Genomic DNA, 25127 nt, shown 5'->3' with positions numbered 1-25127 from the left:
GCGTCATTCGTAAGGCGATCAAGAACCGGAAGATTTTTCGGACTGATGAGTCAGTCATGAAGGTAATCTATCTGGCCATGGAAAAAGCTTCCGAGAAATGGACCATGCCGATCAGGAACTGGAAAGCAGCCATGAACCGGTTTGAAATTATGTTTCCTGACCGGTTCAAGGAGTAATAGTTTTGGTGGCGTTTACACAGAATTATTTACAGGCTCTTAATGAAGCTACAAATGTCGATAAAACGCCCCTGTTTTTCAGTTTTCCTCGTTGCATAGCACCACTATGCGCCTCAAAAAACTGAAAAACAGAAACATTTTCTCGCCCTTTTCGCTGTTCGCAAAAGATTATGAACAGGCTCTCAGGCCCCATCCTGATATTGAGGATTGGTTGAAATTGCTTCTGGCTAAGCTATTCCTCCTACAATTACTAAACAATCACAAAAATCAGGACTCTAACCCTGTGAACATTGACTGTTTAGCGCCCACCTCGAAAGAACTGTCAGAATTATATCAACAGGCAGGCTGGACGAATCACGCCAGTTTAGAAGCTTTGCAGCATTCTATTTATGCCAGCAGTTGCTGGTTTCAGGTAAGCATTGAAGAAAAGCTGGCTGGTGTTGTCAGGCTGCAGAGTGATTATATTCGCTATTGCTGTATCTATGACCTGCTGGTGGATAAAGACCACCGTAGTAAAGGGGTAGGCTCAGCTTTAATGGAAGCGGCCGTTCAGTGGTGTGATCAGCGGCAGATCCAGATTGTCCATCTCTGGCCAGCAACGGGGCGGATCCCTTTCTTTGAGCGTTTTGGCTTTCAGTCTCTTAGTGATAAACATCCGATGATGATCAGAAGCTGCAGCTATACCATTGATTGATGGTTTCTGATATTGCCTTTTATCGAAACGCCCAGTACTTGCTTAGAATGAAAATCACCAGTGATACGATGGCCAGCACGGCGCCACTTGCCCATAAATAGTCAAGGTTTGTTCGGGTGATGGCCATATAAAACAGCCACTGATTAAGCATGCCTCCAGCCATTTGAATGGCAACGAACCGGGTCAGGCTGCGTTGAAAACTGTGTCGTTTATGATTGAAGGTCCAGAAGGTATGACCGTAATAGTTAATGATCATGGCCAGCAGAAAGGCAGCAACATTAGCTCTTAGAGGAAGAAAGACATTATTCGTGACCAGAAGATGCAGAATATCCAGATGTATGGCGCTAGCCAGAATGCTGACCAGAATAAATTTAATAAGCTGTCCCACTGGCTTATTCCTTCTTTTGGATCCTTTTATTCATATCGGTCGACGATGTGCCTGGGTGAAGGCTTGAGTGATCGATGACAACTTTGTACAGTGGCGCTCTAATCAGTTTTTGGTGTTGTCCAATGGGCTCCTGAGCCTCAGTGGCATGGGTGAGGATGGGTATGAGTAACAAGATAATTGCAATAGTGGCGGTTCTTCTCGTGCTTGGTGCAGCTGGCTGGTTTTTTCTGGCCAAAAAAGATGAGCCTGAAGAGCTGCCCGTGACAGATGTTATTTCAATACAGCAGGATGTCTTAGAAATGCCAGTGAAGGAGAGTACCTACTCTTCAGATATGGAGTTTGACGAGTCATCGGAAGAAACGCGGATCATCCTGGAAAAGCCGGATAACGGGGAGTTGAGTGACCTGCTGTCGGAAAAAGTACTTCGTGATGGTAAAATAGTGGACAAGTCTGAAACCGGACAATGATTAAAGTGTGAGACATGTCTCACACTTTTTCCGCGTAATCACTGCTATTGCCATCACCGCTGTATTGATAACGTAAATCTTGCATGGATGCACTTATCACATGGATGTGAGCCCACCAGCTTTGCTGGTGGGTTTTATTACTCTCCTACCAACCCTTGTCTTTAGTACCCCGATTACCAAGACGTCTTGCAAACCCCCCATCATTTTTTTACTGTGTGAAAAGAAAAGTAAATCGTCACAAATGTTTCATGGTGGTGTGTGAGCTGCAACGGCAGGCTCTGAATAAGGGTTACCGGGTAGCCGCCAGACAGAGGTAAGTCGATGCCTTTATTAATAGAGCCGGAGATGCTGGCTACCCTGTTGAAAGATGAACATCTGGTTGTTCTGGATGCTCGATTCAGCCTTGCTGACCCGAAACAGGGACGGGTGATGTATAACCAGGGACATATTCCAGGAGCGCTTCATGCTGATCTTGAAGCAGATCTCTCCGGTTTGATCATTCCCGGTAAAACCGGCAGGCATCCACTGCCTGAGCAGGCAGAATGGCAGGCAACGCTCCGGCGCTGGGGTATTGAGAGGCATACTCAGGTGGTTGTCTATGATGATGGTGGTCACGCCATGGCGGCAAGGGCCTGGTGGCTGTTACGCTGGGCAGGTATTTCTCAGGCTATGATTCTGCATGGTGGCATGAAAGCCTGGCAGGCGGGTCGTTATCCGGTGACCACTGAAGTGTCTGAGGTGGCAGAAAGTCAGGGTGATTTTACCATGGGTCATATGCCAACGGTTTCAGCACAGGATTTGATGGCGCAGATAGAAGCTGAAGGAACTGGCCAGAGGTATAAACTGATTGATGCCAGGGCTTATGAACGATTTCGTGGAGAAGAAGAAACCATGGACTCGCAGGCTGGACACATTCCCGGGGCGATATGCCATCCATTCGCTGAAAATCTGGGTGAAGATGGCCGCTTTCTTTCAGCGGATAACTTGCGAGAAATATTTACTTCACTGGTTGGTGAAGATTCCCGGCCAGTCTTCTACTGTGGTTCCGGTGTTACCGCCTGCCACAATATTTTTGCCATGGAGCTTGCTGGTTTTTCGGGTGCAACACTGTATCCCGGCTCATGGAGTGAGTGGATAACAGACCCCCGGCATCCTGTCGCCAGGGGCCAATAAACTTGCTTCATTCAGAGTAACCCACGGGATTTCATCGGGCTTAGTTCACGGATATATTCCTGCTGAGCCAACCTGCCAACAATCTGGTGCTGGCTGGCAAAACCAGAAACGCACATCTTGATTTCGTACTGATCTTTTTTGGTGTTCAGCTCTGCGGCGAAACTTTTCAGGTGTAGCCCGTTCTCGCTGCTGCACTGGAGAATCTGTTCAAGGCTACTCGGATCACTGGTAGTGATCAGTCGAAGGCTTAACTCGTTCACGCTCTTATTTCCTGTCAGTTACAATGCTCATAAAAAAGCCCCCGGACCGGTTAGGGTGCGGGGGCTCGTTTCTGCTTTTCAGCTATCCACGATAACCCCCTCGGCGCATCATAATTTTGCCGAGTTTCATGGTAATCATGGAAAGCAGTGAAAAATTCATGGTGATCAGTATAGTTACGTATTGCTGTTAGGTCGAAACTTATAACAAACCAAATGTATGATGTAAAGCCTTAACGTCGACTGGTGGGCGATAATTCTTAATATCTCTTCCATAATTATTCATGGGAAAACGTCAGAGCCTTGGTGATTTTATTGAGGTAGAATGGCTGTTTTTAGCGAGTGTGAAAGAGCTGGTGACTTAATGAATTCATGGAATGTTGATAGCTGGAGACATATGCCGTTGCTCCAGCTGCCAGAATATCCCGACCAGGAAACGTTGAGCCGGGTTGAGCAGGAACTGGCTGCAATGCCTCCACTGGTTTTTGCGGGTGAAGTGAATGACTTGAGAAACCGTCTTGCAGAAGCTACAGAGGGCAAGGCCTTTCTGTTGCAGGGGGGCGACTGTGCGGAGAGCTTTCTGGAGTTTTCTGCCAATAACATCCGTGACACATTTAAAGTCATGATGCAGATGGCGGTGGTACTCACCTTTGGTGCTGCCTGTCCGGTGATTAAAGTAGGACGTTTAGCAGGACAATTTGCCAAGCCAAGAACTTCCGGCACTGAAACCATTAATGGTGTTGAGCTGCCTATCTACCGTGGTGACATTATTAATGGCACCGAGTTTACCCAGACTGCCCGTGACCCGGATCCAAAAAGGATGCTGCAGGCCTATCATCAGGCGGCGTCTACCTTGAACCTGCTGCGTGCCTTTGCCCAGGGTGGCCTTGCTTCTCTGGAGCAGGTGCACTCGTGGAACCTGGACTTTGTTTCAAACAGCCCTCAGTCTGATCAGTACAGTTATATGGCTGACCGGATTGATGAATCACTGGATTTTATGAAAGCCTGCGGGATCTCTGCAGAGCATTCATCTACCATTCGTGAAACCGCGTTTTATACCTCTCATGAAGCCCTGTTACTGCCATACGAACAGGCTCTGACCCGCCGTGACAGTCTGTCCGGTGACTGGTATGACTGCTCAGCCCATATGCTCTGGGTGGGTGATCGTACCCGTCAGGTAGATGGTGGTCACGTTGAGTTTGTCCGTGGTATTCAAAACCCGATTGGCTTGAAAGCAGGTCCAACCCTGCCACCGGATGACCTGATTCGACTGATTGACCTGATCAACCCCGAGAATATTCCCGGCAAGTTGAACATCATTGTTCGTATGGGGGCTGACAACGTAGAGAAAGGCTTGCCGCCATTGCTGAAAGCCGTTCAGCGTGAAGGGCGTAATGTACTCTGGAGCTGTGACCCAATGCACGGGAATACCTACAAGGCTAGTAATGGCTATAAAACCCGTGAAGTGTCGAAAATTCTCTCAGAAGTTGAGCAGTTCTTCGAGGCTCATCGAGCAGAGGGAACCTATGCCGGTGGTGTTCACTTTGAAATGACCGGGCAGAATGTGACGGAGTGTGTAGGTGGTGCTCATGCAGTGACTGAAGATCATCTTGGCAATCGCTACCATACGCACTGTGATCCGCGCCTGAATGCGGATCAGGCACTGGAACTGGCATTTCTGATTGCGGATACATTGAAGAAGTGCCGAAAGTTGAGAGGCATAAAATAGTCGAGGCTCAACCATGAAAGGCCGCATTGATATTATCCAGGGTGATATTACGACATTATCTGTGGATGCCATTGTGAATGCCGCCAATAGTGGTCTCCTTGGTGGAGGCGGGGTTGATGGAGCTATACATCGGGCAGCGGGGCCTGAGCTCCTTGCAGCCTGCCGGGAGATAGGAGGCTGTCCTACTGGTGAAGTGCGGGTAACTCCGGCATTTCGTCTCCCTGAGCACTATGTTTTTCATAAGGTTGGCCCGGTCTGGCAGGGAGGGGATGCAGGTGAGCCTGACCTTTTACGTGCCTGTTATCGCAATGCTCTTACAGAAGCCTCAAACCGGGAACTATCATCGGTAGCCTTTCCTGCCATCAGTTGCGGTGTTTACGGTTATCCTCATCAGGCCGCTTCAGAAATTCTTTTAATGAGGTGCATGAGTGGCTGGCCGGGCATGAGTTCCCCCACAAGGTTATATTTGTCCTGTTTAACCAGTCCATGGCAGATTTGTATGAACAGCTTTTAGCCGGCAAGTTTAAATAATAAACATTTTTTACGGATAGCTGTTGACTTATCGTTCAAAAACAATATGATAGGCGTCGTCTAACGGGGTATAGCGCAGTCTGGTAGCGCGCCTGCTTTGGGAGCAGGATGTCGGGAGTTCGAATCTCTCTACCCCGACCATTTTTCCTTTCTTTTTCTCTTTTTAAAACTTCACTGAATTATTTCTACTGTCATTGACAGGTTCGTCTGCATGTCTAGAATAGCAATGGCTTCGGCGTGTAGCGCAGCCTGGTAGCGCATTTCGTTCGGGACGAAAGGGTCGGAGGTTCAAATCCTCTCACGCCGACCAGAAGCTCCTACAAGTATTCTCACTCTCTTTTTTCTTTGTTCATCATACGTTTTTTTAAAGATCATTCTATTAGGTGTTGGTTTCAGTCTGCATATCAGATAACTGCTCAAACGTGTTATTCTTTTCTATTGGATTTATAAAGATAAAGCGCTGGAAATCAGTAAGCCGTACTTTATGAAACTGCCTGTTAGTCTTAAACGATAAAAATAATAACAAACCGGAAGCCCTGTCTAAGGCTACTCCGGATGAAGTGACAGGGGTATTAGTGATGGAAAGTCCCGAATGGACATGGGCATGGACCTGGTGGAGCACACTGGTTCTGATTAATTCTATAAACGTTGTTTTAGCTGTATTGTTTTTTCGACGTAGAAATACCGAAAACGATTCCTATCTGCGCTGGATGAAGTTGATGGGAATGGTTTTTGTATCCGTGGCTCTGTATCGATCCGTTTTTGTTTCCAGTTATCTGGAACAGTTGGCGTGGTTTAACAGTCTGGCTAACAGCTCATTGTTGATTCGCAGTCTGGCATTTTTTGCAGAGTTGTCTTTTGCCGGTCTGTTTATGCTTGCCATGTTGCACACAAGCCAGGATTTAGAACTCTATCCGTCAGGACAAGAAGATGTCTTTGATGTACTTGTCAGTCGGGCACCCAAATTTCTCTTCCTTTGTATTTTTACCGCCCAGTTTTTTGCCACTACCGCATTAATTACCAAGTTTGAGGTTTTGTTTGCTATTGAAGAGACGCTCTGGGGAATGGCTTTTCTATCGATTTTCCCATTAGCCATTAAGCAATTACGGGCCGTCTTGAAAAGTGAGCACAGTACTACTGAGTTAAGGCTGTTGAAACCGTTTGTGTGGCTGAATGTTATCTGGCTGGTTGGTTATTGCAGTTATTCCGTACTTTAACATTTGCCGATCGAATACTGGCCGCATGTACTGGAAGACCTGCAACAGGGGAGTTATCAATTTAATGCCAGTCTTCAGGCTGTTAAAGATGCGTTGTTTGTGGTCAATGAAACGAAGAGTTTAAGCGAGTGGGGCGGTATTGGTTTTCTGATCTGGCATTCGGGTTATTTCAGTATCTGTGTCTGGATTGTGCTGTTTTTAATGAGAGGTCCAAGATTGCTGAGATCAAAGGATGCCCTTGATATCAATGATCAGCAGACAGGTGAGGCTGTCGGGGCTTAGGTTCTTGAGTGGTTGAGAGGCTGCATTCCCTGGTTGGGTGCAGCCTTTTTTGTCGCTTTAGAACTCCGCCGGACTGTGTGTTGGCTTCGCCTCAGAAACAGTCCTATGAGTTCGCTGAAGTTTTGATTTTCTCAGCTCAATTTCCTGCTGCTCGATCTGTTGAGCAGTCAATCCAGCTTTACGTCCCTTCAAATAACGAAGGTAAGCCGGGATATGGGTTTTGCCCAGGTATTCATCCAGGTAAGGCAGGAAACCGGCATAGTTGCCTTTGAACTTTGCATGGTGGAAATCGTGGTAAACGGGGCCTTTGTATACCGGGAAAAGGTGTGCGGGATTCCACGGTACATCGTAGCCGATATGGCCATCAGCGCCTTCCATTTGACGGATAACAACCCAGATCCAGACAACATAAATATGAGCGCCTAACAGAATAGGACCCACCAGGGTCAGACCAGCTGTTAAAACATACTCCAGCCAGTTCATATAATTCCCGTTAATCCCACAGGTATTGCGAATACGGTGATGAACGCTGTGTACATGCTTTAACAGCCATTTGTTTTCATGCATGTAACGATGCATCCAGTAGTATAAAAAGTCATCAAGAAAAACAAAAAACAACAGCTGGGCGATGATGATATACCAGTCAGGCAGCTCACCTTTATGCACCGCAGTCAGTTTTAACAGGGGCCAGATTGCCACCAATAAACAGGCCAGAATGATGTTATTGATAACGATACGGGCAATGGAGGGCCAGAAGTATCTTTTAAATTCAAATGCTTTTTGCTGGATTTTATATTTTCGCATTGACTCTGGATCAAGCCAGGCGACGATGGTCCATGGAGTCGCGACGGTTAAAAATGATGCCATGCTGATGGCCAGTGTCGCCATGGGAAATTGCCAGAACCATGGATCGTTATAGAATCCCTGCCAGGGTGAGAGCACATCCATAAAGAAACCTTTTCTTATTGTTGTATGGTGAATGGATGATTACTTCTTAGTCAGTGCCCCAAAATGGAGATCGCCATAAGTCACGGTTGGCTTATAGCCAGGAAAACCCCAGTAGCCAGTGAGTTCGGATGAATTCGCCATATTGGGAAAATCTTGATAGACAGGGTGATTGCCGGCAATGGTTTTTTCGACAACCATGGATATGTATTGATCTATCCCTCCTTCCAGCGTATTGCCATTTAAAATCACTTCCATCCCGGTTTGCTGTGCGTACTTCTTCAAGCCTGGAATACGGGATTTCTCAGGGGCATAACAGTCAGGGCCAACACCGTTTTCACTGGTTACCTTTAACCCTTGTGGTGTGTGAGCAACAAAGGAGTGGTTTCCTGCTGTATGTCCGGGCGTGCGAATTAATGCAAGTCCATCGCCAATCATGACGTCGCCGTCCAGCTGAATCACTTTGTCTTCAGGAACACCCGCGAGACCATTGGGGCAATACCAGTCGATTTGTGGTGGCAGCAGTGCTTTTGCCGATTGCCACTCGTCCTTCATGACTAACAGGCGGGCATTGGGAAACAGTCCGGGGTTATCGGCATCCCCAAGCCATTGACGTAAATCCTGCGTATGAAGATGGTCGTAGCTGATGAAGTCAATATCTTCGGGTGCCAGGCCTAACTGATTCAGACACCCATTTACGGTATTGCTTTGCGGGGCAATGAATTTTTTCAGAAGACCTTTCGCAGGTCCTGCTTTGTTAGTGATTCGCTTGAAATAGGGGGTTTCTGCATTGGCTTCAACATCTGAAGGAGACAGTAGAATGGTTTTCAACCCTTCTGCGGTATCAACCTGGACCACAAACAGGCGGTTCAAAATATGAATAAATGGAGTGGGAATGATGTTGCAATTTAAAAAGGCGTATTTGGTGGGGTAGGGTACCCGGATCAGCTCCATACTGCGGTAAAACTTCACCCGAGGTTTACTGAGTATATCCATGCGAAATCGTTCTGCAGCCATTCGCATGGCTTCAAGTCGGGTGTGAGTCGCTCGATACTGGCGAGCCTCCTCAAAGTGCTCAATGGGACGGATAATGCTGTTCAACCACTCTTTAGTTATTGATGAGTGGTGAGCCGCTGCTGGCTCCAGTGTGTCCGTTGTCATGCTAAGTTCCCTTTATTGTTATTTTCTAGTCCTTAGGCTTTAGGCATTTATACGCTCAATGCCAGCAGTGCCGGTAGAATGAGCTTCTGCAAAAGGCCACAGTCAGCATACTTAATGTTTCGGGTAACCGGTAATCTCCCGAATCGATTTATAAAGCGGTTGCATGCGTTTGTAGATCTTTTTATAAACCTCGTTGTACAAACGATCATACAGCTGCATGGTTGGTAGATCCGGTTCAAACACATCGCCCACCCGGGTCATTTTATCAATGGCTTCGCTGTAGTCTTTATGAATGCCAAGTCCGACACAGCAGTTAATGGCTGCACCAAGGCCGGAAGCTTCGAAAGTGTGTGGTCGCTCTGCCTCCATACCAAAAATATTCGCAGTCAGTTGCATGGCCGCATCGCTTTGGGAGCCTCCACCAGAAACCCGCAACCGGGTGATGGGCATTCCACTGCGCTTTTCGATCTGCTCTTTACCGGAACGCAGTTCGTAAGCCAGCCCTTCCAGGATCGCACGGTAAATATGTGCCCGTTTATGAACATCACCAAAGCCGATAAAGGCACCTTTGCCTTCCGGGCCCGGCTGACGTACGCCAGGTGACCAGTACGGTTGCATCATCAAACCCATTGAGCCGGGAGGAACCTGAGTCAACAGGGCATCGAATAATTGTTCGGGCTCTACACCCAGCTCTTTCGCCTTCCGCTGCTCAGCCTGTGCCAGCTCATTTTTAAACCAGCTGACCATCCAGAACCCTCGATAAATCATCACTTCGGTGTTGTAGCGCTTTGGCATTGCCGCTGTGTACGGAGGAATAAAGGGAATGGTTTCAACGTACCGGGGTGTTGTTGTACTGATGGTGGCTGTCGTACCAAAACTCAAACAGCCGATATGAGGATCAATGCCACCAGCGCCCAGTACCTCACAGGCCTTGTCGGATGAAGCTGCTATCATCGGCAACCCTGCGGGCAGACCAGTATGCTCTGCAGCCTTGGTTGTAATATGACCTAACAATTCTCCAGGCTGTACCAGTTCCGGCAACATGTGTCGTCTGGTGGCCAGCAGTTTCCATTTCAAATCGTGTTTGCCAGCCCATTTCTGGCGGCGATAGTCATAAGGGAGGTAGCCGGCCACTGAACCACAGGCGTCTTTGATTTCGCCAGTCAGTTGATAGGTCAGATAGCCGGATAAATTCACGTAATAACGGGTCTTCTGCCATATATCGGGCTGATGCTGCATAATCCAGTTATCACGGGCTTTGGCGCGCAGGTCTTCGATCAGACTGGTCAGTCCGATGGTCTTGATCAACAGTCCCCAGAGGCCGGCAACGGGTTTTTCCGGTTCGGCTTTACGCTGGTCCATCCAGATAATGGCCGGTCTCAAGGGCTTTTTATGTTCATCCAGGTTAATCATGGTGTAGCGCTGTGTGGTCAGTGCCATCCCTTTGATCTGATCGGGCGTTACAATGCCCTGGGCCCATAACGCTTTGCACGCTTCGCCAAGATGCTGCCAATAGTATTCAGGGTGCTGTTCTGCCCAGCCTGGGTGCTGTGAAAAATAGGCTTCCAGCTCAACTTTGCTTTTGGCGATCTCATTACCGGCGCTGTCAAACACCAGGGCGCGAATGCTCTGTGTGCCATTATCGATAGCCAGTACGTATTCTGAATCACTCACTACACACTCACTTCTTGTTTCTTATTATCGAGTATCAGCGTTATTGAACGAGTTCGGAATACTGTAATAGGTATTCCAGATGGATTGATAGCGGGTGACTTCCTGTTGCCATTTCTGCTCGCTCCAACCCAGTTCTTCCTGGCATATGGCTTTGATTCTGTCTTCAAACATCAGGCCTCCCTGTTCCAGCAGTAAGCCAAGGCGGGTACGCCGGAGCAGGAGATCATCCAGATGCACAATGGCTTCATTTCCTGCCGACCAGCGCAACTCGGCCCAGAGGGCACGGGCGCCGGGAATAACATCCTGTTCATCGGGCCTGGACTGTGCCAGCAAGTGATCAGCATCCATACCGTAGTGGCCGCGGATACGTTTCTTTAAATAGTCAGGCAGCTTATTCAACAGCGGGTTGGCAGGCTCATATTGAGTAAACATATCTGCGCCAGTATCACTGAAATCAACACCGGGGAGGTACTCTTCAGCTGCTTTTAATACATCCAGGGCAATTAACCGAAAGGTGGTCAGCTTGCCACCACTGATGGTCACCAGGCCCTTATCATTCCAGATACTGTGGTCACGCTTTTCTTTCGATGGGTTCAGTGCACCTGAGCTGACCAGTGGGCGCACACCAGCCCATGAAGAAATAATATCATGCTCGGTTAACCCGGCTTTCGGGAACTGGGAACAGACGGCTTTCATCAGGTATTCCAGCTCGTCACGGGTCATGGCCACTTCATGATTGCCAATATCGCCGTTGTCCAGGTCGGTTGTTCCTACAACGGTTCTGCCTTCCCAGGGGAAAATAAATACAGGCCGTTTATCATCCGGGTGCATCGCGGTGTATGCCTGGGCTACTGGCAATCGCCAGCCGGGTACCACAATATGACTGCCACGGGCAGGGCGAATATGCTGTTCTGATGTCATCTCCCCTCGTAATTCATCTCCCCAGGCACCAGTGGCATTGATCACTACTTTTGCCTGAACTGGAATTAACTGGCCGGTCTCTGCATCCTTCAATTGAGCGCCCGTCACTCGACCACTGTGTTTAATCAGACTATCGACACCGAGATAATTCATGACCGTAGCGCCATCTTTCTGGGCTTCCCGTAAAACCCGGATAACCAGGCGCGAGTCATCAGTAATGGCATCCGCAAACTGGGTAGCACCGAGCAGATAGCGCTCATTAATAAGCGGGCTCAGGTTTTCAATGTCGTGTAATTGATGAAACTTACGGTAACGCTTACCTGCAAAAAAATCATAAATACGCAGCAGAATATTAAAGACAAACGGTCCCGGAAACCCTCCCTTGTAATGGGCCATCAGATAACCCATCTGATCAACCAGTCCAGGGGCTTCTCTCATCAGGCGTTCCCGCTCGGAAACCGAGTGCATTGTGGTTTTGATATCGCCGGAAGCGATGTAACGAAGGCCACCATGAACCATTTTTGATGAACGGCTGGAGGTTCCCCAGGCGAAATCCTGACGATCGACCAGCAATACCTTCAAGCCCCGGCGTGCGGCTTCGCGTGCAATGCCCGCACCGGTGATGCCGCCGCCGGCCACAACGATATCCCATTCCGTATTATTTTTTAATGCGTCCAGTAACTGGTTCCGGTTACCTGCCTGCCAGGATTTCTGCCACATATGCTGGGTACCTGATGGGTTCATGAAGTGGCCAGTTATTCGCTGTCCTGGAGTAATACACCCGGGTTCAGGCGTTTCTCCGGATCAAACTCATGCACCAGAGTTTTAATCATGCGCATCCCAAGCTCACCTTTTTCCGCTGGCATATAAGGCGCATGGTCACGACCCGTGCCATGCTGGTGGGAAATGGTGGCATAGCCCTGGGCAATCACTTCAGAGGTTTTTGCCTTCAGTTTCTTCCAGCGCTCCAGAGTGGCTTCGTAACTGTCAGCACACCGGAAAAAGTAGGTGGTATAGATACTCGATCCCTGACCATAGATATGGGATAGGTGGGTAAATACCATGACGTCTTCACCGTCGTCTTTTAAGGCGTTTTCCAGGCTCGCTTCCATCTGATGCATCAATTCATCCACATTTTCCCAGTCGGTAGAGGTTTCCAGCGTATCAACCGCTATGCCCTGAGCCCAGGTGGTTTCACGAAGATAGGGGAACTTGAACCGGCCATGGGCCCAGATGGTGCCCATGATGTTGGCCAGTGCACCACCAACGCCGCCATGCTTGTTCAGAATCTTTTTCAGTTGCTTCAGTGCTACTTTATTCTGGTATTTTGAGCCAGTAACACCAAAGGTCAGCATGCATCGATTGTCGTCCAGTCCGCGAAAGCGCAGATAGCCATCCAGCAGTTTGAACTGAGTGAGTGAGGTTCCAAGGTGAGCGTGGGCACGAGCCTCTTTGGCATTGCTGACACGCATCATGGACAGCGGGATTTTCTGCTGGGCAACCTCCCGGGCAACGGCTTTGCCTGCCTGCCAGTCTGGCATAAAGCAGACCATAAACTTCTCTTCTTCTGCGGCACGTTGTACGCGTACCTTCACTTCCGTAAAAATCCCCATACGGCCTTCGGTACCCATGGTAAGCTCCCGGATATCCGGTCCTGCCGAGGAGGCGGGAATCGAAGGAATATCCAGTGTGCCCTCTAGCGTTTCCATACGGCCACCGGCAAACATCTGCTCAATGCGGCCGTAGCGGAGTGACTGTTGGCCTGAAGAGCGGGAAGCGATCCAGCCACCAATGGTGGACAGCTCCCAGGACTGGGGGTAGTGCCCAAGGGTATAACCCCGAGCCTGTAACTGTGCTTCAATCTGTGGCCCGGGAGTCCCTGCACCAAAGGTGGCAATCTGGCTCTCTTCATTCAGGTCCATCAACTGGTTCATGTGGCCCATATCGATGGTTAAAATGGCTTTTGTACTTTCCTGGGGCGTGATGTGGCCAGCAACGGATGTTCCGCCGCCATAGGGAATTACAATAAAATCGTGCTCTACCGCAAGCACCAGAAGTTCGCGAACCTGTGCACTGGTTTCCGGGTAAGCAACACCGTCGGGGAAAACACCAAAGTCACCACTGCGCATGGCCAGCCAGTCGGGGAAACTCTGGCCGCGGGCGTGTCTTACCCGGTCTTCTGCAGCAGTCACAATGAGTGGATGTTCAGGCAGGCGTGATGCTGGCACCTTCTCCATCACGCTTTCAAGGGTGGCATCGTTCAAGGGCGTCGGCTCGCCGATAATACTGCGAATCAACGCTCCTCCATGGTCGGATACTTCCTTAACGTAACTATCATCACCCCAGCCATTCCAACGGCGCATGGTCTACCTCTGTTCTTTTTATTCTTCTGGTACGCATAACTGCCATGGAGAGCCAGAAAGCAGTTAGTGCTTATAAACTGACGACGGTTTCTGTTTTTAGAGTTAAACGGTCGTTTGATTGGCTAATGTAACAAGTACAGTCACCGTATTTCAATGACCAGAGAAATCGAGCAAGCCATAAAGTAGCTTTACCACAAAGGCACGAAGGCACAGAGAGAAGCTCTTTTCTGTGCCTTCGTGGTGAAAAGGAGGAGCTTAGTCACTGAGTATTCAGAGGTTTATCTTTTCCACCGTAAAACGCCCACTATCCAGAGGAAGCTTGGTTTCCGTCTTTTGTTTGAAATTCACTGTATCAAGATCCAGCTCCTTGATACGGCTATCGTTCATGGTGGTGAAGTACAGAATTCTTTTCTGCTGGTCGATCACGGATGTCCACTGGGTGGCACTGGGCAGGTTCGGTATATGCTGTCTGTGGTGAGGGCCAAACTCTGAGCCCAGAGGAATGTCGAAGTTATTCAGAATATGAAATGCCTGGGAAACCGCTTCTTTGCTGGTTTTCATGGGTGGCGTTGTGTGCAGGTAAAAAGACGCCCGGACAAAGCGGGAGGGTGGGCTGATATCGCCGGGTAGTCCGGCAAAGGCGGTGCCGACACCAAAGGATTTCGCCAGGTAGTTGCCAATTTTTTTGGGAGCAGCACTGCCGGGTTCCAGATGGATGTAATTGCTCAGGTTGGTGACCTGCCAGGGGAAGTCCGGTGAATTGGTCAGCACACCCACTTCATTGTCATAGATATGAACCTCCCCATGGTTAACGATCTCAATCACAATGCTGGCACCGGTGCTATCGGTCACACGCCAGTGAGCAGTGGGGGATGGGTTGCCTTTGGCATCCATAAACACGGGGACAATTTTAATCGTGGTCATGGCCGATTTTACATCTTTCACCGTTTTGAACTGGCTGAGCATCCAGCGAACGAAATCCATATCGGTGATATTATTTCGGGTTTTCCTGGGATCAAACTTTGCCAGTGAGCCATACCCTTTAAAGTAAAATAAGCCGGCAGTCAGGCCTTCCTCGTTAATCCCTTCGGCAATAAACCGGTCATCACTCACTGAAATACCCGCAAACCCGTATTTGCTTTTCCAGCTCAGCCCGTTTTTGCCATTCGACAGGGTGGAGGTGTACTGAAAATTCCGAGGTGCAAGAATCAGCTTGCTGTTCAGATTACTCTCACCCCACTCAATGGTTCTGGCATGGACACTGGCATTGGATTCTGCCGTGATGGTGATGCCGGTACAGGCCTGCACTGATCGAATTAACGCTACGAAGAGCAGCAGAGCCAGCAATAAAGGGTGTGATAAACATCTCACGAGCATTGAATGTCACCTCGTTTCTCGATTCCTGAATGTGGAACGAATTTGCTAGTGACAAGTATTGGCGGGATTGAAAACTCTGCCAGTTTTCTGCTTTCTGCTATTACACACTAATAGTCGTTTAATTGGCAGTTCATATGAGGACAGGCGATAACGACGGGGCACAGATGTGCCCCTGCTCATTGAATCATGTAGAGATCTTGAAACGTGTCCACACCCGGTTGCGGACTTTGGTTGCTTTACTGTCCAGTGTTTTATCGATAAACAGCTTACTTTTAACGGCGTGTGTGGGGAAGATATTGGGGTCATCGGTGATCTCCTTATCAATCAATGGTAAGGAGGCTTTATTGGGGTTGGCGTAATAAATCGCATTGGATACTTCCGCAATGACTTCCGGTTGCAGTATGTAGTCAATAAACTGATAGGCCAGTTCAGGGTTGGGGGCATCAATGGGGATAGCCATCATATCAAACCAGAGCACTGATCCCTCGATGGGAATACTGTATGCCAGGGTGACGTCAGAGCCGCTCTCTTCGGCTTTGATCTGTGCCATGCCGGCATCACCGCTGTAAGCTAATGCAAGACATACGTCACCCGCTGCAAGGTCGAGAATCTGCTTCTGGCTGTCAATATAACTGATATAAGGGCGTATGGTCTGCAGTAGCTCTTCTGCCTCGGCCAGTACCTTTTTGTCTGAACTGTATGGATCATGTCCCAGGTAATTCAGTGTGATGGAAATCATTTCTCCCGGAGAGTCAAGTAAACTGATGCCGCAGCTTTTCAGCTTTTCCAGATGGCTGGGGTTGAACAGTACATCCAGAGAGTTCACCTCAACACCAGGCAGTCGCTTTTCCAGTTCAGCCACATTGTAAGCCAGACCAACGGTGCCCCAGGTGTACGGTACACCGGGTTTCATACCCTGGCTGTACTGGCTGAGTTGCTGAAGAATGGAAGGGTCCAGGTTGTCGTAATGCTTCAGACGTTTGGAGTCAATGGGTTGCAGAGCGCCAGCCTGTAGCTGCTTTGCAGCATTTGAGGCGGCAGGAAAAACCAAGTCATAGCCAATCTTTCCCAGTAACAGTTTGGATTCAAGTACTTCATTACTGGCAAACACATCGTACTGAATGGTGATGCCGGTTTGCTCCTCAAAGCGGGAGAGTGTTTCTGGTCCGAAGTAGTCACTCCAGTTATAGATTTTCAACACCTTGTCGTCTGCCGACAGCAGAGTGCTTATGGTCATGGTTAATGCCATGGCACAAATAGTGTGGAGCTTCACGGTCACTTCTCCTTGTTATGGTTTAAAACATCCTTTCGCTCTGCACTTATCAGACAGAGCAGGTTCTGTGCCAGTGTTGCCCCAGCGAGGGCCGTCATTTCAGCATGGTCGTAAGGTGGCGACACCTCGACAACGTCCATTCCAATGACATTCAGTCCTCCGAGGCCTTTGAGAATCTCAATGGCCTGGTACATGGAGAACCCACCACACACCGGAGTACCGGTTCCGGGTGCGACAGACGGATCAAGAAAATCCACGTCAAAGGTGATGTAGCAGGGGGAGTCTCCAACCGTACTGCGGATGGCGTCTATGGTAGCCTCAGTACCTTCCTGATGCAGCCACTCGGCTGATTTGACGGTATAGCCATGAGTCTTGTGGTTGGTGGTACGCATACCCAGTTGAATAGAGCGCTCCGGTGCAGTAATTCCAAGTCTGGCCGCATGGTAAAACATGGTGCCATGGTCAATACGGTCTGGCTCGTCTTCCCAGGTGTCACAATGGGCATCAAAGTGAATCAGCGAAATGGGACCGTGCTGTTTTGCAGCGGCTTTCAGCAGAGGAAATGTGATGAAATGATCGCCACCAATACTCAGTGGTATTACTCCCTGCTGGTAGATGGGGGTAACAAAAGCTTCGATCTCTTCAGGTATTTTGTCTGGAAGGCCCGGATCAAAAACACAGTCACCATAGTCAATGACATGCAGGCGATCAAACGGATCAAAGTACCAGGGCCAAGCCTGGCCAAAGCATAAGTTAGTTGAAGCACTGCGTACAGCCCTGGGGCCAAAGCGGGTGCCCGGACGGTTGGAAACCGCCAGGTCATATGGAATTCCCAGTACGGCAACATCGACACCCTCGAGATTGCGGGTGTACTTACGGCGCATAAAACTCAGAGCGCCTGAGTAGGTGGGTTCACTGATGGTACCGTATGGGGATTCACGCAGAAACGCGGCATCACCATGCCCATAGCAACTGTAGTTCTCGTTCATATTATCCTCCCTGGCAATGGTTATTGATGCTAGCAACAGGCCGGGAGTGAATAAATTGCCTTGGGTGAGTACCACTATAGTGGTATGGTTCTGGCATAACTTATCGAAAATGGTGCGTTCAGGATATGTTGACGTCAGCAGTGAAATCGCCCGGACGAACGGACACAACCCTGCCATTGCCCAACCAGCGCTGGCTGGAGGCGCTTACCCGGCTGACTCAGAACCTGACAACACCTGACTTTTACCCTGCACTGGTCGAGTGCATCAAAACCATCTGCCCGCAGAGTGAAATCATCTGTACTCTCTATCCTGACCGAATGGGGCCACAAAGTGTTTATCACGAGCTTCAGGAAGCGCATCAAATTGAGTTGAATACGCGGGTTTACGATCAGGCGGCATTCCGGCTGGATCCGTTTTACCAGGCCGTCAGAAACGGTTTTTCCGGTGTGTGTCGTATGCGTGAGCTGGCTCCCGGTGACTTCGACAGCAGCCTGTATTACCGCACCTTCTATAAAAACGTTGATGTGGGTGATGAGGTTGGCCTGTTTTTCGAAGTCAGGCGCCAGGAGCGGCTGGTGGTTTCCATTGGCATGATGAAAGATGAAGCTTCTGAAAGGCTGCTGCGTGAGCTGCGGGCTCTGCATCCCCTGCTGGCAGCGATGGTGCTTCGTCATGGCGAAGGCAGTGAGTATGTTCAGGAAGCAGCCCATGCAGTCCTCAACCGGAGGCTTAGAAACTTTGGTCAGGGTGTACTGACCGAGCGAGAGCAGGATGTTGCCCAGCTGATGCTGAGGGGTTGTACCACTCGCGAGATTATACAGCTTCTGGGAGTTCGAGAAGGAACGGTCAAGGTTCATCGCAAACACATTTATTCCAAGCTGGGGATTAACGCTCAGGCAGAGCTTTTTGGACTATTCATGGACAGCCTGCAGGGAGTATAAGCCTGCGTTTTGCTGGTGCTTGCTATCAGGTTGGAACAGAAACAGCGACCTCTGCCTGTAGAAACTCGACCAGTGCCCGGGCTGCGCTGGACAGGTAGTGGTTGGACTTCCAGCCAAGGCCAAGCTTTAAAGGTATGGTGGGGTTGAAAGGGACGGTAGTGAGGGGGTCATTCTCATTCAGAATCAGCGCCAGACAGGTGCTGATGCCCACCTGCTTTTTGACCAGTGACTTCAACAGCTCGGTCAGGTTGGTCTCAAACTGGATATCCGGCGTGATCTGATGTTGCTGGCAATGCCGGCTTACCGCTTCCCGCAGGAAGTAGCCTTCCCGAAACAGTACCAGCGGCTGCTGGCAGAACTCTGTTAAGGTAATCGATGACTTTTCCGCGAACGGATGTGTTGTTGGTACACAGGCGACGATCTCTTCCTGCAGCAGTGTGATGGAACGTATTTTATCGTGGGGCTGGTCGGTGCGGATTAATGCCAGGTCAAGGTTGCCCTGTATCAGCATTTTTTCCAGCGTGTCGGTGCCCGCTTCGTGAATGTTGACCTGAATGCCCGGGTAGGTCTGTTTAAACTGGGCCAGAGCTTCGGGCAGGAAGTAGGAGCCCAGCATCGCAGAAACACCAAAATTGATCTTGCCTGAGGTCAGCCCCTTCAGCTCCTGCAGCTCTTTTTCAGCCTGCTCAACGGTTTCCAGAATGGTCCGGGCATGCTTGAGCAGAACCTCACCATCCGCTGTCAGGCTCATCCTTCGTTCAAGACGGTTGATCAGCTTCAGGTCAAGCTGGTCTTCCAGTTTACGCATGCTGATACTGAGTGCCGATTGGGCTATCCCAAGCTGCTCTGCGGCCTGGGTAAAATTTCGGGTGTCAGCCAGTGCGGTAAAATAGTGTAGTCGTTTAATATCCATACTGCGTTTTTGTCATCTATAAAATATATGGAAAATATATTTTTAATATATTTCTATTCGATATGCCAAATCCCTATAGTTTCGTTAATACAAGAATAATGGAGTGACGGGAATGACAGGCGCAGCAGATACAGTTCGTTATGAGGGGTTTGCCGTTTCCAGCCATCCCGCAAACCCCAGGGTTCAGGTAGTTACCCTGGATAAAGCAACACTGGAACATTTTGAAGAGCTGACTTCACAATACGGTGTTCAATCTCTGGAGTACAAACCCTTTCTCCGCTTTGCTATCGCTGATGCCCTGGATAAATGCTGTGAATATCAGCTGGGCCGTTTCCTGCTGGCGACCATGAATGACCGGGATACCGGTGCGTTTCTTCTGGAAGGGGATGCAGACGTCAGGCGCTCACTGGTTGATAGTGATGAACAGCGGGATGTGTTTGTTAAGCTGTCAACGGCGGTGTCCCACCTTATTGGTTTGCCAAACTTTGACGCCATGTATGGCAAATACTACGCCCGCTTCACGGTATTCAACCAGGACAGTAGCGATAGTTACCTGCGTCAGGCTCACCGTCGCATGGAACTGCATAATGATGGCACCTATGTGAATGAGCGTACTGACTTTGTGCTGATGATGAAAATGGCAGAAGAGAATATGGAGCAGGGAGATTCGTTGCTGCTCCATGTGGATGACTGGCAGGAACTGGAGCGGTTTTACCACCACCCCATGGCCAAACAGGCGATCCACTGGTCTGCCCCGCCCAGTAAAAATATTGGCTATGTCGTTGAACACCCCGTGTTCTTTGAAGAAGACCGTAATGGCAAGCCACATATGCTGTTTATTGACCAGTTTGCCCAGCCAGCTAACATGCAACAGGGGCTTTACCTGTATGAAATGGGCAAATCGCTGGAGGGGGATGAAAACTGCTCAAACATCCGGGTGAATGTTGGCTCAATGCTGGTGATCCAGAACTACTGCTGGCTGCATGGGCGGGATAAATTTGTTGCTCACCCGGGTCTTAAGCGGGAGTTGCTGCGCCAGAGAGGGCGCTTTACTTATTAATAGCCTTTATCTGCCTGGCAACCGTGATTGCCGGATCATTATTGTCGCCGTGGTTCACAGGGAGTCAGAGCGTGCAGAAAGTATACGACTACATCATTATTGGTGGCGGTATTGTCGGTATCTCAACGGCCTGGCAGTTGCAACAGCGTGAGCCGGGCAAATCTGTTTTGGTGCTGGAAAAAGAACAGGGTTTGGCGCAGCACCAGACGGGGCGCAACAGTGGGGTGATCCATGCCGGTGTCTACTACGCACCAGGCAGCCTGAAGGCCAAACTGTGCAAGGCCGGAGTCGAGGCCACTATTGGTTTCTGTAGTGAGCACAATATTCCGGTGGAGAACTGCGGCAAACTGCTGGTGGCGACCTGCCCGTTGGAAGTGGAGCGAATGCAGGCGCTTTACCAGCGCTGTATCACCAACGGAATTAAGGTTGAGCTGCTGAATGCAGAGCAACTTAAAGCGGTGGAACCCAATATCAGTGGTCTGGGAGCGATACACGTCAGTGCCACCAGTATTGTTGACTATAAACGGGTCACCGAAAAAATGGCCGAGCTGTTTATCGCGGCAGGTGGCGAGCTGCGCTTGAATACGAAGGTCACCGGACTGAATGAATCAGCAACTGGAATTACGGCTAACGCCCTGGAAAATGGTTGCCAGGTATTGGTTCAGGGGAATTTCCTGATCAGCTGTTCCGGGCTTATGGCAGATCGGGTTACCCGAATGCTGGGCATCAACACCGATTTTCAGATTATTCCCTATCGTGGTGAATATTACCGTCTGACTGCCAGGCATAACCGGGTGGTGAATCACCTGATTTACCCTATCCCTGATCCGGAGCTGCCCTTTCTGGGCGTGCATCTCACCCGCATGATTGATGGAACGGTCACTGTAGGCCCCAATGCGGTTCAGGGGTGGAAGCGGGAAGGGTATGGTCGGGTCAATCTCAGCTTGAGAGACAGCTGGGAGATGCTCCGCTTTTCAGGTTTCTGGAAGGTGACACAGGCCAATTTGAAAACCGGGTTGCAGGAAGTCAGAAACTCCTGGTGGAAACCCGGCTATTTAAAGCAGGTGCAGAAATACTGCCCACAGATCCAGCTGGAGGATTTGGAACCTTACCCCGCCGGTATCCGTGCCCAGGCCGTAATGAGCGATGGTTCATTGGTCCATGATTTCATGTTTGCCGAAAGTCCCCGCAGTCTTCATGTCTGTAATGCCCCTTCACCAGCTGCCACTTCGGCTATTCCTATTGGGGGGTATATTTGTGACAAGGTTCAAGAGAGACGGGAGGTAGTTTGATGATACAAGCTTGAACAGCATCAACCCCCTGACCCATTGGCCGATGATTGTTTAGAACCAAAAACTCAGGGCCACACAATGAATGAGCTGATAACAACACTCCAGGAAATTCCCCCAGCAACCTGGCGAATTCTGTTTTTCTGTGCCCTGGCCTTTGCCCTGTTTATGTCGCTGATACCAGGCAAATGGGATCCTACTCGCTTTATGAATGATAAGGTGAAGCATGTGCTCACCTTTCTGGCACTGTTTCTGCTGATCGACCTGGCGTTTCCTGCGACAGGTATTGTCTGGTGGAAACCAGCAGGGTTGATGGCGTTTGGGGTGTTTATAGAAGTCTGTCAGTACATGACCCGTGACCGTCGTTTCAGTATCGGCGATATCATCGCCAATGGGGTTGGTATCGGGCTCTATATGGCGATCAGCTTTAGTATTGCTCCATTGGCAGCCTCTGAAGGTAGCTGCAAGCCCTGGCCTGAATGTATGACTGTGTTGTTTAACCTCTAGCAGCCAGCTTCTGAATATCGATAGTTTTTTACCACAAAGGCACAAAGGAAACGCTTTTCTTCGTGTCTTTGTGCCTTTGTGCCTTTGTGGTTATGCCTTTTTTCGGGTTGACTATTTATCCCACTCACAGATCGGCTTGTTGGTGCAGAAGTGAGACGCGCACACTTCATAGTCACACTGATGACTTCCTTTTGGGCACTGATCCCAGGTGGTAAAGGCTGAGCACCGGAAAGGGCTGCAGCCATCACCGTTGCACTGATGACATTCCGGAGAGAAGGTTTCTCCCGTGCAGCCATTGCTTGCTGTTGCTACATAATTGAAGAAAGGTGATGGGTATATCGCCCCGACAAAATGGCCACAGGACTTTTGCCCATCGTCTGATACGCTTTCATAGCCAAACTCAAAGCCTTTCTTGGCGGTAGTGTGGACGCAGATAGGGGGGAAGTGTTCCGGGTCATGCTCACCCCCACGAAGAGCGAAGAACATGTTGCCATAGCGGTCCTTTTCAATGGTGGCAAATGATGTCAGCCAGCTGGCAAGTTCTCCATGGTTTACATCCAGCCATTTAAACTCAGTGGTTGTTAATGAGGTGGTGAAGAAACCGTGCTCGGGCAGGATGTACTCGCACAGGTAGGTTCGAGCCCGGGTGCCGGGGATAACCCTGCCAATGATATCGCCGGAAATTCCAGATTTAGGGCTGAACGGTAAAATACACAGTAAAACGTTGGGTTTGCTTTTCTCATAAACAGAAGGGGTAAGCTGGGAAGCTGGTTTCAGATGATTTGGAAACTCAGCAGCGTTGATTTGAAATGAGGCTGCCACCAGAAACAGCAGCAGTGCGCAAATCTTGTGCAGTGGAGTCATCATAAGGGGCCTGTATTCGTGAAGTGGTTATACGAATCATTTATTGATGTTCCGTATTGTGAATATTGAGCACTTATGGGTGCTGAACGGCGTGTTTATTTATCCCAGTCACAATGACGCTTTCTTGGACAGAAACCTCCACAGCAGGTTTCCATCTCACAGGTATGACTGCCCGCTGGACATGGTGGCCAGTACGTCCAGGAGGAGCAGCCAAAGCAACCGCAGCCACCGCCATTACAGCGCTCACAGTCTGGAGAGAATGATTTACTGCTGCAGCCTCCCGGGACTATATCCTCGAAAACAAAATAGGGTGAGCTATAAACGGCACCAACAAAATGACCACAGGATTTCTGACCATCATCAGATACAGTTTCGTAACCAAATTCAAAACCTTTCTCTAGAGTGGACTGTGCGCAAATCGCTGGCGGGTGTTCAGGGGTGTGCTCAGGATTTCTGAGCACGTAGTAGTGGCCTTTGTCGTTCTTCTCGATATGGGCCAGGGAGGTCAGCCAGCTGGCCAGCTGGTCATAAGTAGTACCAAGCCACTTGAAGTCAGTGGAGACATCAGAGCCGTTTGCCACTCCGTGAAGAAAGCGGATGTATTCACAGATAAAGGTTCCCGGCTTGGTACCGGGGATAACCTTACCAATGATATCACCGGACATGTCTGATTCAGGACTGAATGGCAAAACACACAATAGAACAGAGGGTTTTGCTTTCTCGTAAATGGACTGAGTCAACTGGGAAGCATCTTTCAGATGGTGAGGTAAATCATCGGCATTAGCTTGAAAAGAGGCTGCCATCAGGCATAGAAGCAGTGCGCAAACCTTATGGATGATATTCATCATAAGAGGCCCGTAAGGATAAAGGATATGGGGGACTTGTGATCTGACCATCCGGTGATAGCCAGATCAGGTTGGTTTATGGAAACCGAAGTGGAGTGGATTATTTATCCCACTCGCAGATGCGTTTCTGTGAGCAGAGGTTGCCGACGCAGGTCTGGTAGCCGCAGACATGACTGCCTTTCGGGCACTGGTCCCAGGTAGTAAAAGCAGAGCAATGGAAAGCACCACAACCATCGCCATTGCACTGGTGGCACTCGGGAGAGAAGGTTTTGCCAGTACACTCATTCCAGCCAGCCACGGCTACGTCGAAGAAAGGTGAGGCATAAACTGCACCGACAAATGAGCCGCAGGACTTATGTCCGTTGTCAGACACTGTTTCATATCCAAATTCAAAGCCCTTACCTGAAGTGGACTGTGCGCAAATGGCAGGTGGGTGCTCAGAATTGTGTTCACTGCATCTGAATACATAGTAATGCCCTTTGTCGCTCTTTTCGACATGAGCCAGGGAGGTGAGCCAGCTGGCAAGCTGTTCATAAGTGGCGTTCAGCCATTGGAAGTCCGAAGTGACGTAAGGGCCCATAGCTGTACTGTCGATAAACTGGGTGTATTCACAGACAAATGAACCAGGTTCGGTTCCAAGGGTAATCTTACCAATGATATCGCCAGTATCTACTCCTGGAATGGAAGGCAATATACACAACAGGACATTGGGACGAGCAGCCTTAACAATATCCGACGTTAATTCAGAAGCATCTTTCATATGGTTGGGGAGGGAATCGGCGTGAACATTGAGGGTGATTACAGACAATAAAAGCAGTATGGAAAAAACCTTATGCATGAGGGACATCATAAGTAACCCTTTTTTTCATTGTTCAGGAGCCTGTAAATAATTCTGTGTAAACGCCACCAAAACTATTACTCCTTGAACCGGTCAGGAAACATAATTTCAAACCGGTTCATGGCTGCTTTCCAGTTCCTGATCGGCATGGTCCATTTCTCGGAAGCTTTTTCCATGGCCAGATAGATTACCTTCATGACTGACTCATCAGTCCGAAAAATCTTCCGGTTCTTGATCGCCTTACGAATGACGC

Annotated in this window: 25 protein-coding genes, 2 tRNA genes and 2 pseudogenes; 14 read left to right on the top strand and 15 right to left on the bottom strand. The window is 49.4% G+C overall.

Annotation, left to right across the window (positions count from 1 at the left end; genetic code table 11):
- Nucleotides 1-176 (top strand): annotated as a pseudogene (locus tag AK963_RS35325) (IS256 family transposase); the annotation flags it as partial.
- Nucleotides 177-459: 283 nt separating this feature from the next.
- Entirely contained in the window at nt 460-870 is a 411-nt protein-coding gene (locus tag AK963_RS12610; protein WP_175404507.1) for a GNAT family N-acetyltransferase, read from the top strand.
- Nucleotides 871-889: 19 nt separating this feature from the next.
- Here the strand turns inward: AK963_RS12610 and AK963_RS12605 are convergent, their stop codons facing one another.
- On the bottom strand, nt 890-1258 hold the full coding sequence (locus AK963_RS12605) for a GtrA family protein (RefSeq protein WP_066015809.1): 369 nt from the start codon (nt 1256-1258) through the stop codon (nt 890-892).
- A gap of 161 nt (nt 1259-1419) precedes the next feature.
- Between AK963_RS12605 and AK963_RS12600 the strand changes: the two genes are divergently transcribed.
- Both AK963_RS12600 and AK963_RS12595 read left to right on the top strand, forming a co-directional pair.
- Entirely contained in the window at nt 1420-1725 is a 306-nt protein-coding gene (locus AK963_RS12600) for a hypothetical protein (protein WP_139117381.1), read from the top strand.
- Between the two features lie 321 nt (nt 1726-2046).
- Nucleotides 2047-2898: a sulfurtransferase gene (locus AK963_RS12595; RefSeq protein WP_066015807.1), complete on the top strand. Its 852-nt coding sequence runs from the start codon at nt 2047-2049 to the stop codon at nt 2896-2898.
- A gap of 11 nt (nt 2899-2909) precedes the next feature.
- On the opposite strand, the gene AK963_RS12590 is transcribed toward AK963_RS12595, so the two are convergent.
- Nucleotides 2910-3158: a hypothetical protein gene (locus AK963_RS12590; RefSeq protein WP_066015806.1), complete on the bottom strand. Its 249-nt coding sequence runs from the start codon at nt 3156-3158 to the stop codon at nt 2910-2912.
- Nucleotides 3159-3519: 361 nt separating this feature from the next.
- Between AK963_RS12590 and AK963_RS12585 the strand changes: the two genes are divergently transcribed.
- The 6 genes from AK963_RS12585 to AK963_RS12560 all read left to right on the top strand — a co-directional run bounded on the left by AK963_RS12585 (nt 3520) and on the right by AK963_RS12560 (nt 6914).
- Entirely contained in the window at nt 3520-4884 is a 1365-nt protein-coding gene (locus tag AK963_RS12585; protein ID WP_066015805.1) for a class II 3-deoxy-7-phosphoheptulonate synthase, read from the top strand.
- Nucleotides 4885-4897: 13 nt separating this feature from the next.
- A complete protein-coding gene (locus tag AK963_RS12580; protein ID WP_066015804.1) occupies nt 4898-5398 on the top strand; it encodes a macro domain-containing protein in 501 nt (166 codons plus the stop codon).
- Nucleotides 5399-5479: 81 nt separating this feature from the next.
- Nucleotides 5480-5556: transfer RNA gene (locus tag AK963_RS12575), tRNA-Pro, on the top strand.
- A gap of 92 nt (nt 5557-5648) precedes the next feature.
- Nucleotides 5649-5725: transfer RNA gene (locus AK963_RS12570), tRNA-Pro, on the top strand.
- A gap of 268 nt (nt 5726-5993) precedes the next feature.
- Complete coding sequence (locus AK963_RS12565) at nt 5994-6632, top strand: hypothetical protein (RefSeq protein WP_066015803.1); 639 nt, start codon at nt 5994-5996, stop codon at nt 6630-6632.
- A 3-nt stretch (nt 6633-6635) separates the two neighbouring features.
- The gene (locus AK963_RS12560; RefSeq protein ID WP_066015802.1) at nt 6636-6914 is read left to right on the top strand and encodes a hypothetical protein; all 279 of its coding nucleotides are present in this window, start codon (nt 6636-6638) and stop codon (nt 6912-6914) included.
- 57 nt (nt 6915-6971) lie between these two features.
- Here AK963_RS12560 and AK963_RS12555 read toward each other — a convergent pair whose 3' ends face one another.
- The 8 genes from AK963_RS12555 to speB form a co-directional block, all read right to left on the bottom strand.
- Nucleotides 6972-7862 (bottom strand): sterol desaturase family protein, encoded by an 891-nt coding sequence (locus tag AK963_RS12555; RefSeq protein ID WP_066015801.1) that lies wholly within the window; start codon nt 7860-7862, stop codon nt 6972-6974.
- A 39-nt stretch (nt 7863-7901) separates the two neighbouring features.
- On the bottom strand, nt 7902-9020 hold the full coding sequence (locus AK963_RS12550) for an MBL fold metallo-hydrolase (RefSeq protein WP_066015800.1): 1119 nt from the start codon (nt 9018-9020) through the stop codon (nt 7902-7904).
- 111 nt (nt 9021-9131) lie between these two features.
- A complete protein-coding gene (locus tag AK963_RS12545; protein ID WP_066015799.1) occupies nt 9132-10694 on the bottom strand; it encodes an FGGY-family carbohydrate kinase in 1563 nt (520 codons plus the stop codon).
- Between the two features lie 24 nt (nt 10695-10718).
- Entirely contained in the window at nt 10719-12335 is a 1617-nt protein-coding gene (locus AK963_RS12540; protein ID WP_066015811.1) for a glycerol-3-phosphate dehydrogenase/oxidase, read from the bottom strand.
- Nucleotides 12336-12370: 35 nt separating this feature from the next.
- A complete protein-coding gene (locus tag AK963_RS12535; protein WP_066015798.1) occupies nt 12371-13978 on the bottom strand; it encodes an FAD-binding oxidoreductase in 1608 nt (535 codons plus the stop codon).
- A gap of 270 nt (nt 13979-14248) precedes the next feature.
- Complete coding sequence (locus AK963_RS12530; RefSeq protein ID WP_066015797.1) at nt 14249-15355, bottom strand: linear amide C-N hydrolase; 1107 nt, start codon at nt 15353-15355, stop codon at nt 14249-14251.
- A 184-nt stretch (nt 15356-15539) separates the two neighbouring features.
- Nucleotides 15540-16628 (bottom strand): polyamine ABC transporter substrate-binding protein, encoded by a 1089-nt coding sequence (locus AK963_RS12525; RefSeq protein WP_202969764.1) that lies wholly within the window; start codon nt 16626-16628, stop codon nt 15540-15542.
- Nucleotides 16629-16630: 2 nt separating this feature from the next.
- Nucleotides 16631-17617, bottom strand: coding sequence for an agmatinase (gene speB / locus AK963_RS12520; protein WP_066015795.1), 987 nt, complete (start codon nt 17615-17617; stop codon nt 16631-16633).
- A 125-nt stretch (nt 17618-17742) separates the two neighbouring features.
- Here speB and AK963_RS12515 point away from each other — a divergent pair, with 125 nt between their 5' ends.
- Nucleotides 17743-18558 carry a helix-turn-helix transcriptional regulator gene (locus tag AK963_RS12515; RefSeq protein WP_066015794.1) on the top strand — a complete coding sequence of 272 codons (816 nt, stop codon included), beginning with the start codon at nt 17743-17745 and terminating at the stop codon, nt 18556-18558.
- A gap of 25 nt (nt 18559-18583) precedes the next feature.
- Here AK963_RS12515 and AK963_RS12510 read toward each other — a convergent pair whose 3' ends face one another.
- Nucleotides 18584-19471: a LysR family transcriptional regulator gene (locus AK963_RS12510; protein ID WP_066015793.1), complete on the bottom strand. Its 888-nt coding sequence runs from the start codon at nt 19469-19471 to the stop codon at nt 18584-18586.
- A gap of 112 nt (nt 19472-19583) precedes the next feature.
- On the opposite strand from AK963_RS12510, the gene glaH reads away from it, so the two are divergent.
- The 3 genes from glaH (at nt 19584) to AK963_RS12495 (ending at nt 22327) form a co-directional block, all read left to right on the top strand.
- Nucleotides 19584-20531, top strand: a complete 948-nt coding sequence (glaH, locus tag AK963_RS12505) for a glutarate dioxygenase GlaH (RefSeq protein WP_066015792.1) — start codon at nt 19584-19586, stop codon at nt 20529-20531.
- A 71-nt stretch (nt 20532-20602) separates the two neighbouring features.
- Nucleotides 20603-21823, top strand: coding sequence for an L-2-hydroxyglutarate oxidase (lhgO, locus tag AK963_RS12500; protein ID WP_066015791.1), 1221 nt, complete (start codon nt 20603-20605; stop codon nt 21821-21823).
- A gap of 78 nt (nt 21824-21901) precedes the next feature.
- A complete protein-coding gene (locus AK963_RS12495) occupies nt 21902-22327 on the top strand; it encodes a VanZ family protein (RefSeq protein ID WP_066015790.1) in 426 nt (141 codons plus the stop codon).
- 111 nt (nt 22328-22438) lie between these two features.
- Here the strand turns inward: AK963_RS12495 and AK963_RS12490 are convergent, their stop codons facing one another.
- The 4 genes and pseudogenes from AK963_RS12490 to AK963_RS32005 form a co-directional block, all read right to left on the bottom strand.
- Nucleotides 22439-23194, bottom strand: coding sequence for a hypothetical protein (locus AK963_RS12490; protein WP_238593715.1), 756 nt, complete (start codon nt 23192-23194; stop codon nt 22439-22441).
- Nucleotides 23195-23286: 92 nt separating this feature from the next.
- Nucleotides 23287-24039, bottom strand: coding sequence for a hypothetical protein (locus AK963_RS12485; protein ID WP_238593714.1), 753 nt, complete (start codon nt 24037-24039; stop codon nt 23287-23289).
- A 97-nt stretch (nt 24040-24136) separates the two neighbouring features.
- A complete protein-coding gene (locus AK963_RS12480) occupies nt 24137-24874 on the bottom strand; it encodes a hypothetical protein (RefSeq protein WP_238593713.1) in 738 nt (245 codons plus the stop codon).
- Between the two features lie 77 nt (nt 24875-24951).
- Nucleotides 24952-25127: pseudogene (locus tag AK963_RS32005) on the bottom strand (IS256 family transposase); the annotation flags it as partial.

The organism is Endozoicomonas atrinae, assembly GCF_001647025.1.
Lineage (GTDB): Bacteria > Pseudomonadota > Gammaproteobacteria > Pseudomonadales > Endozoicomonadaceae > Endozoicomonas > Endozoicomonas atrinae.
This window is presented reverse-complemented; position numbering and strand designations above follow the sequence as displayed.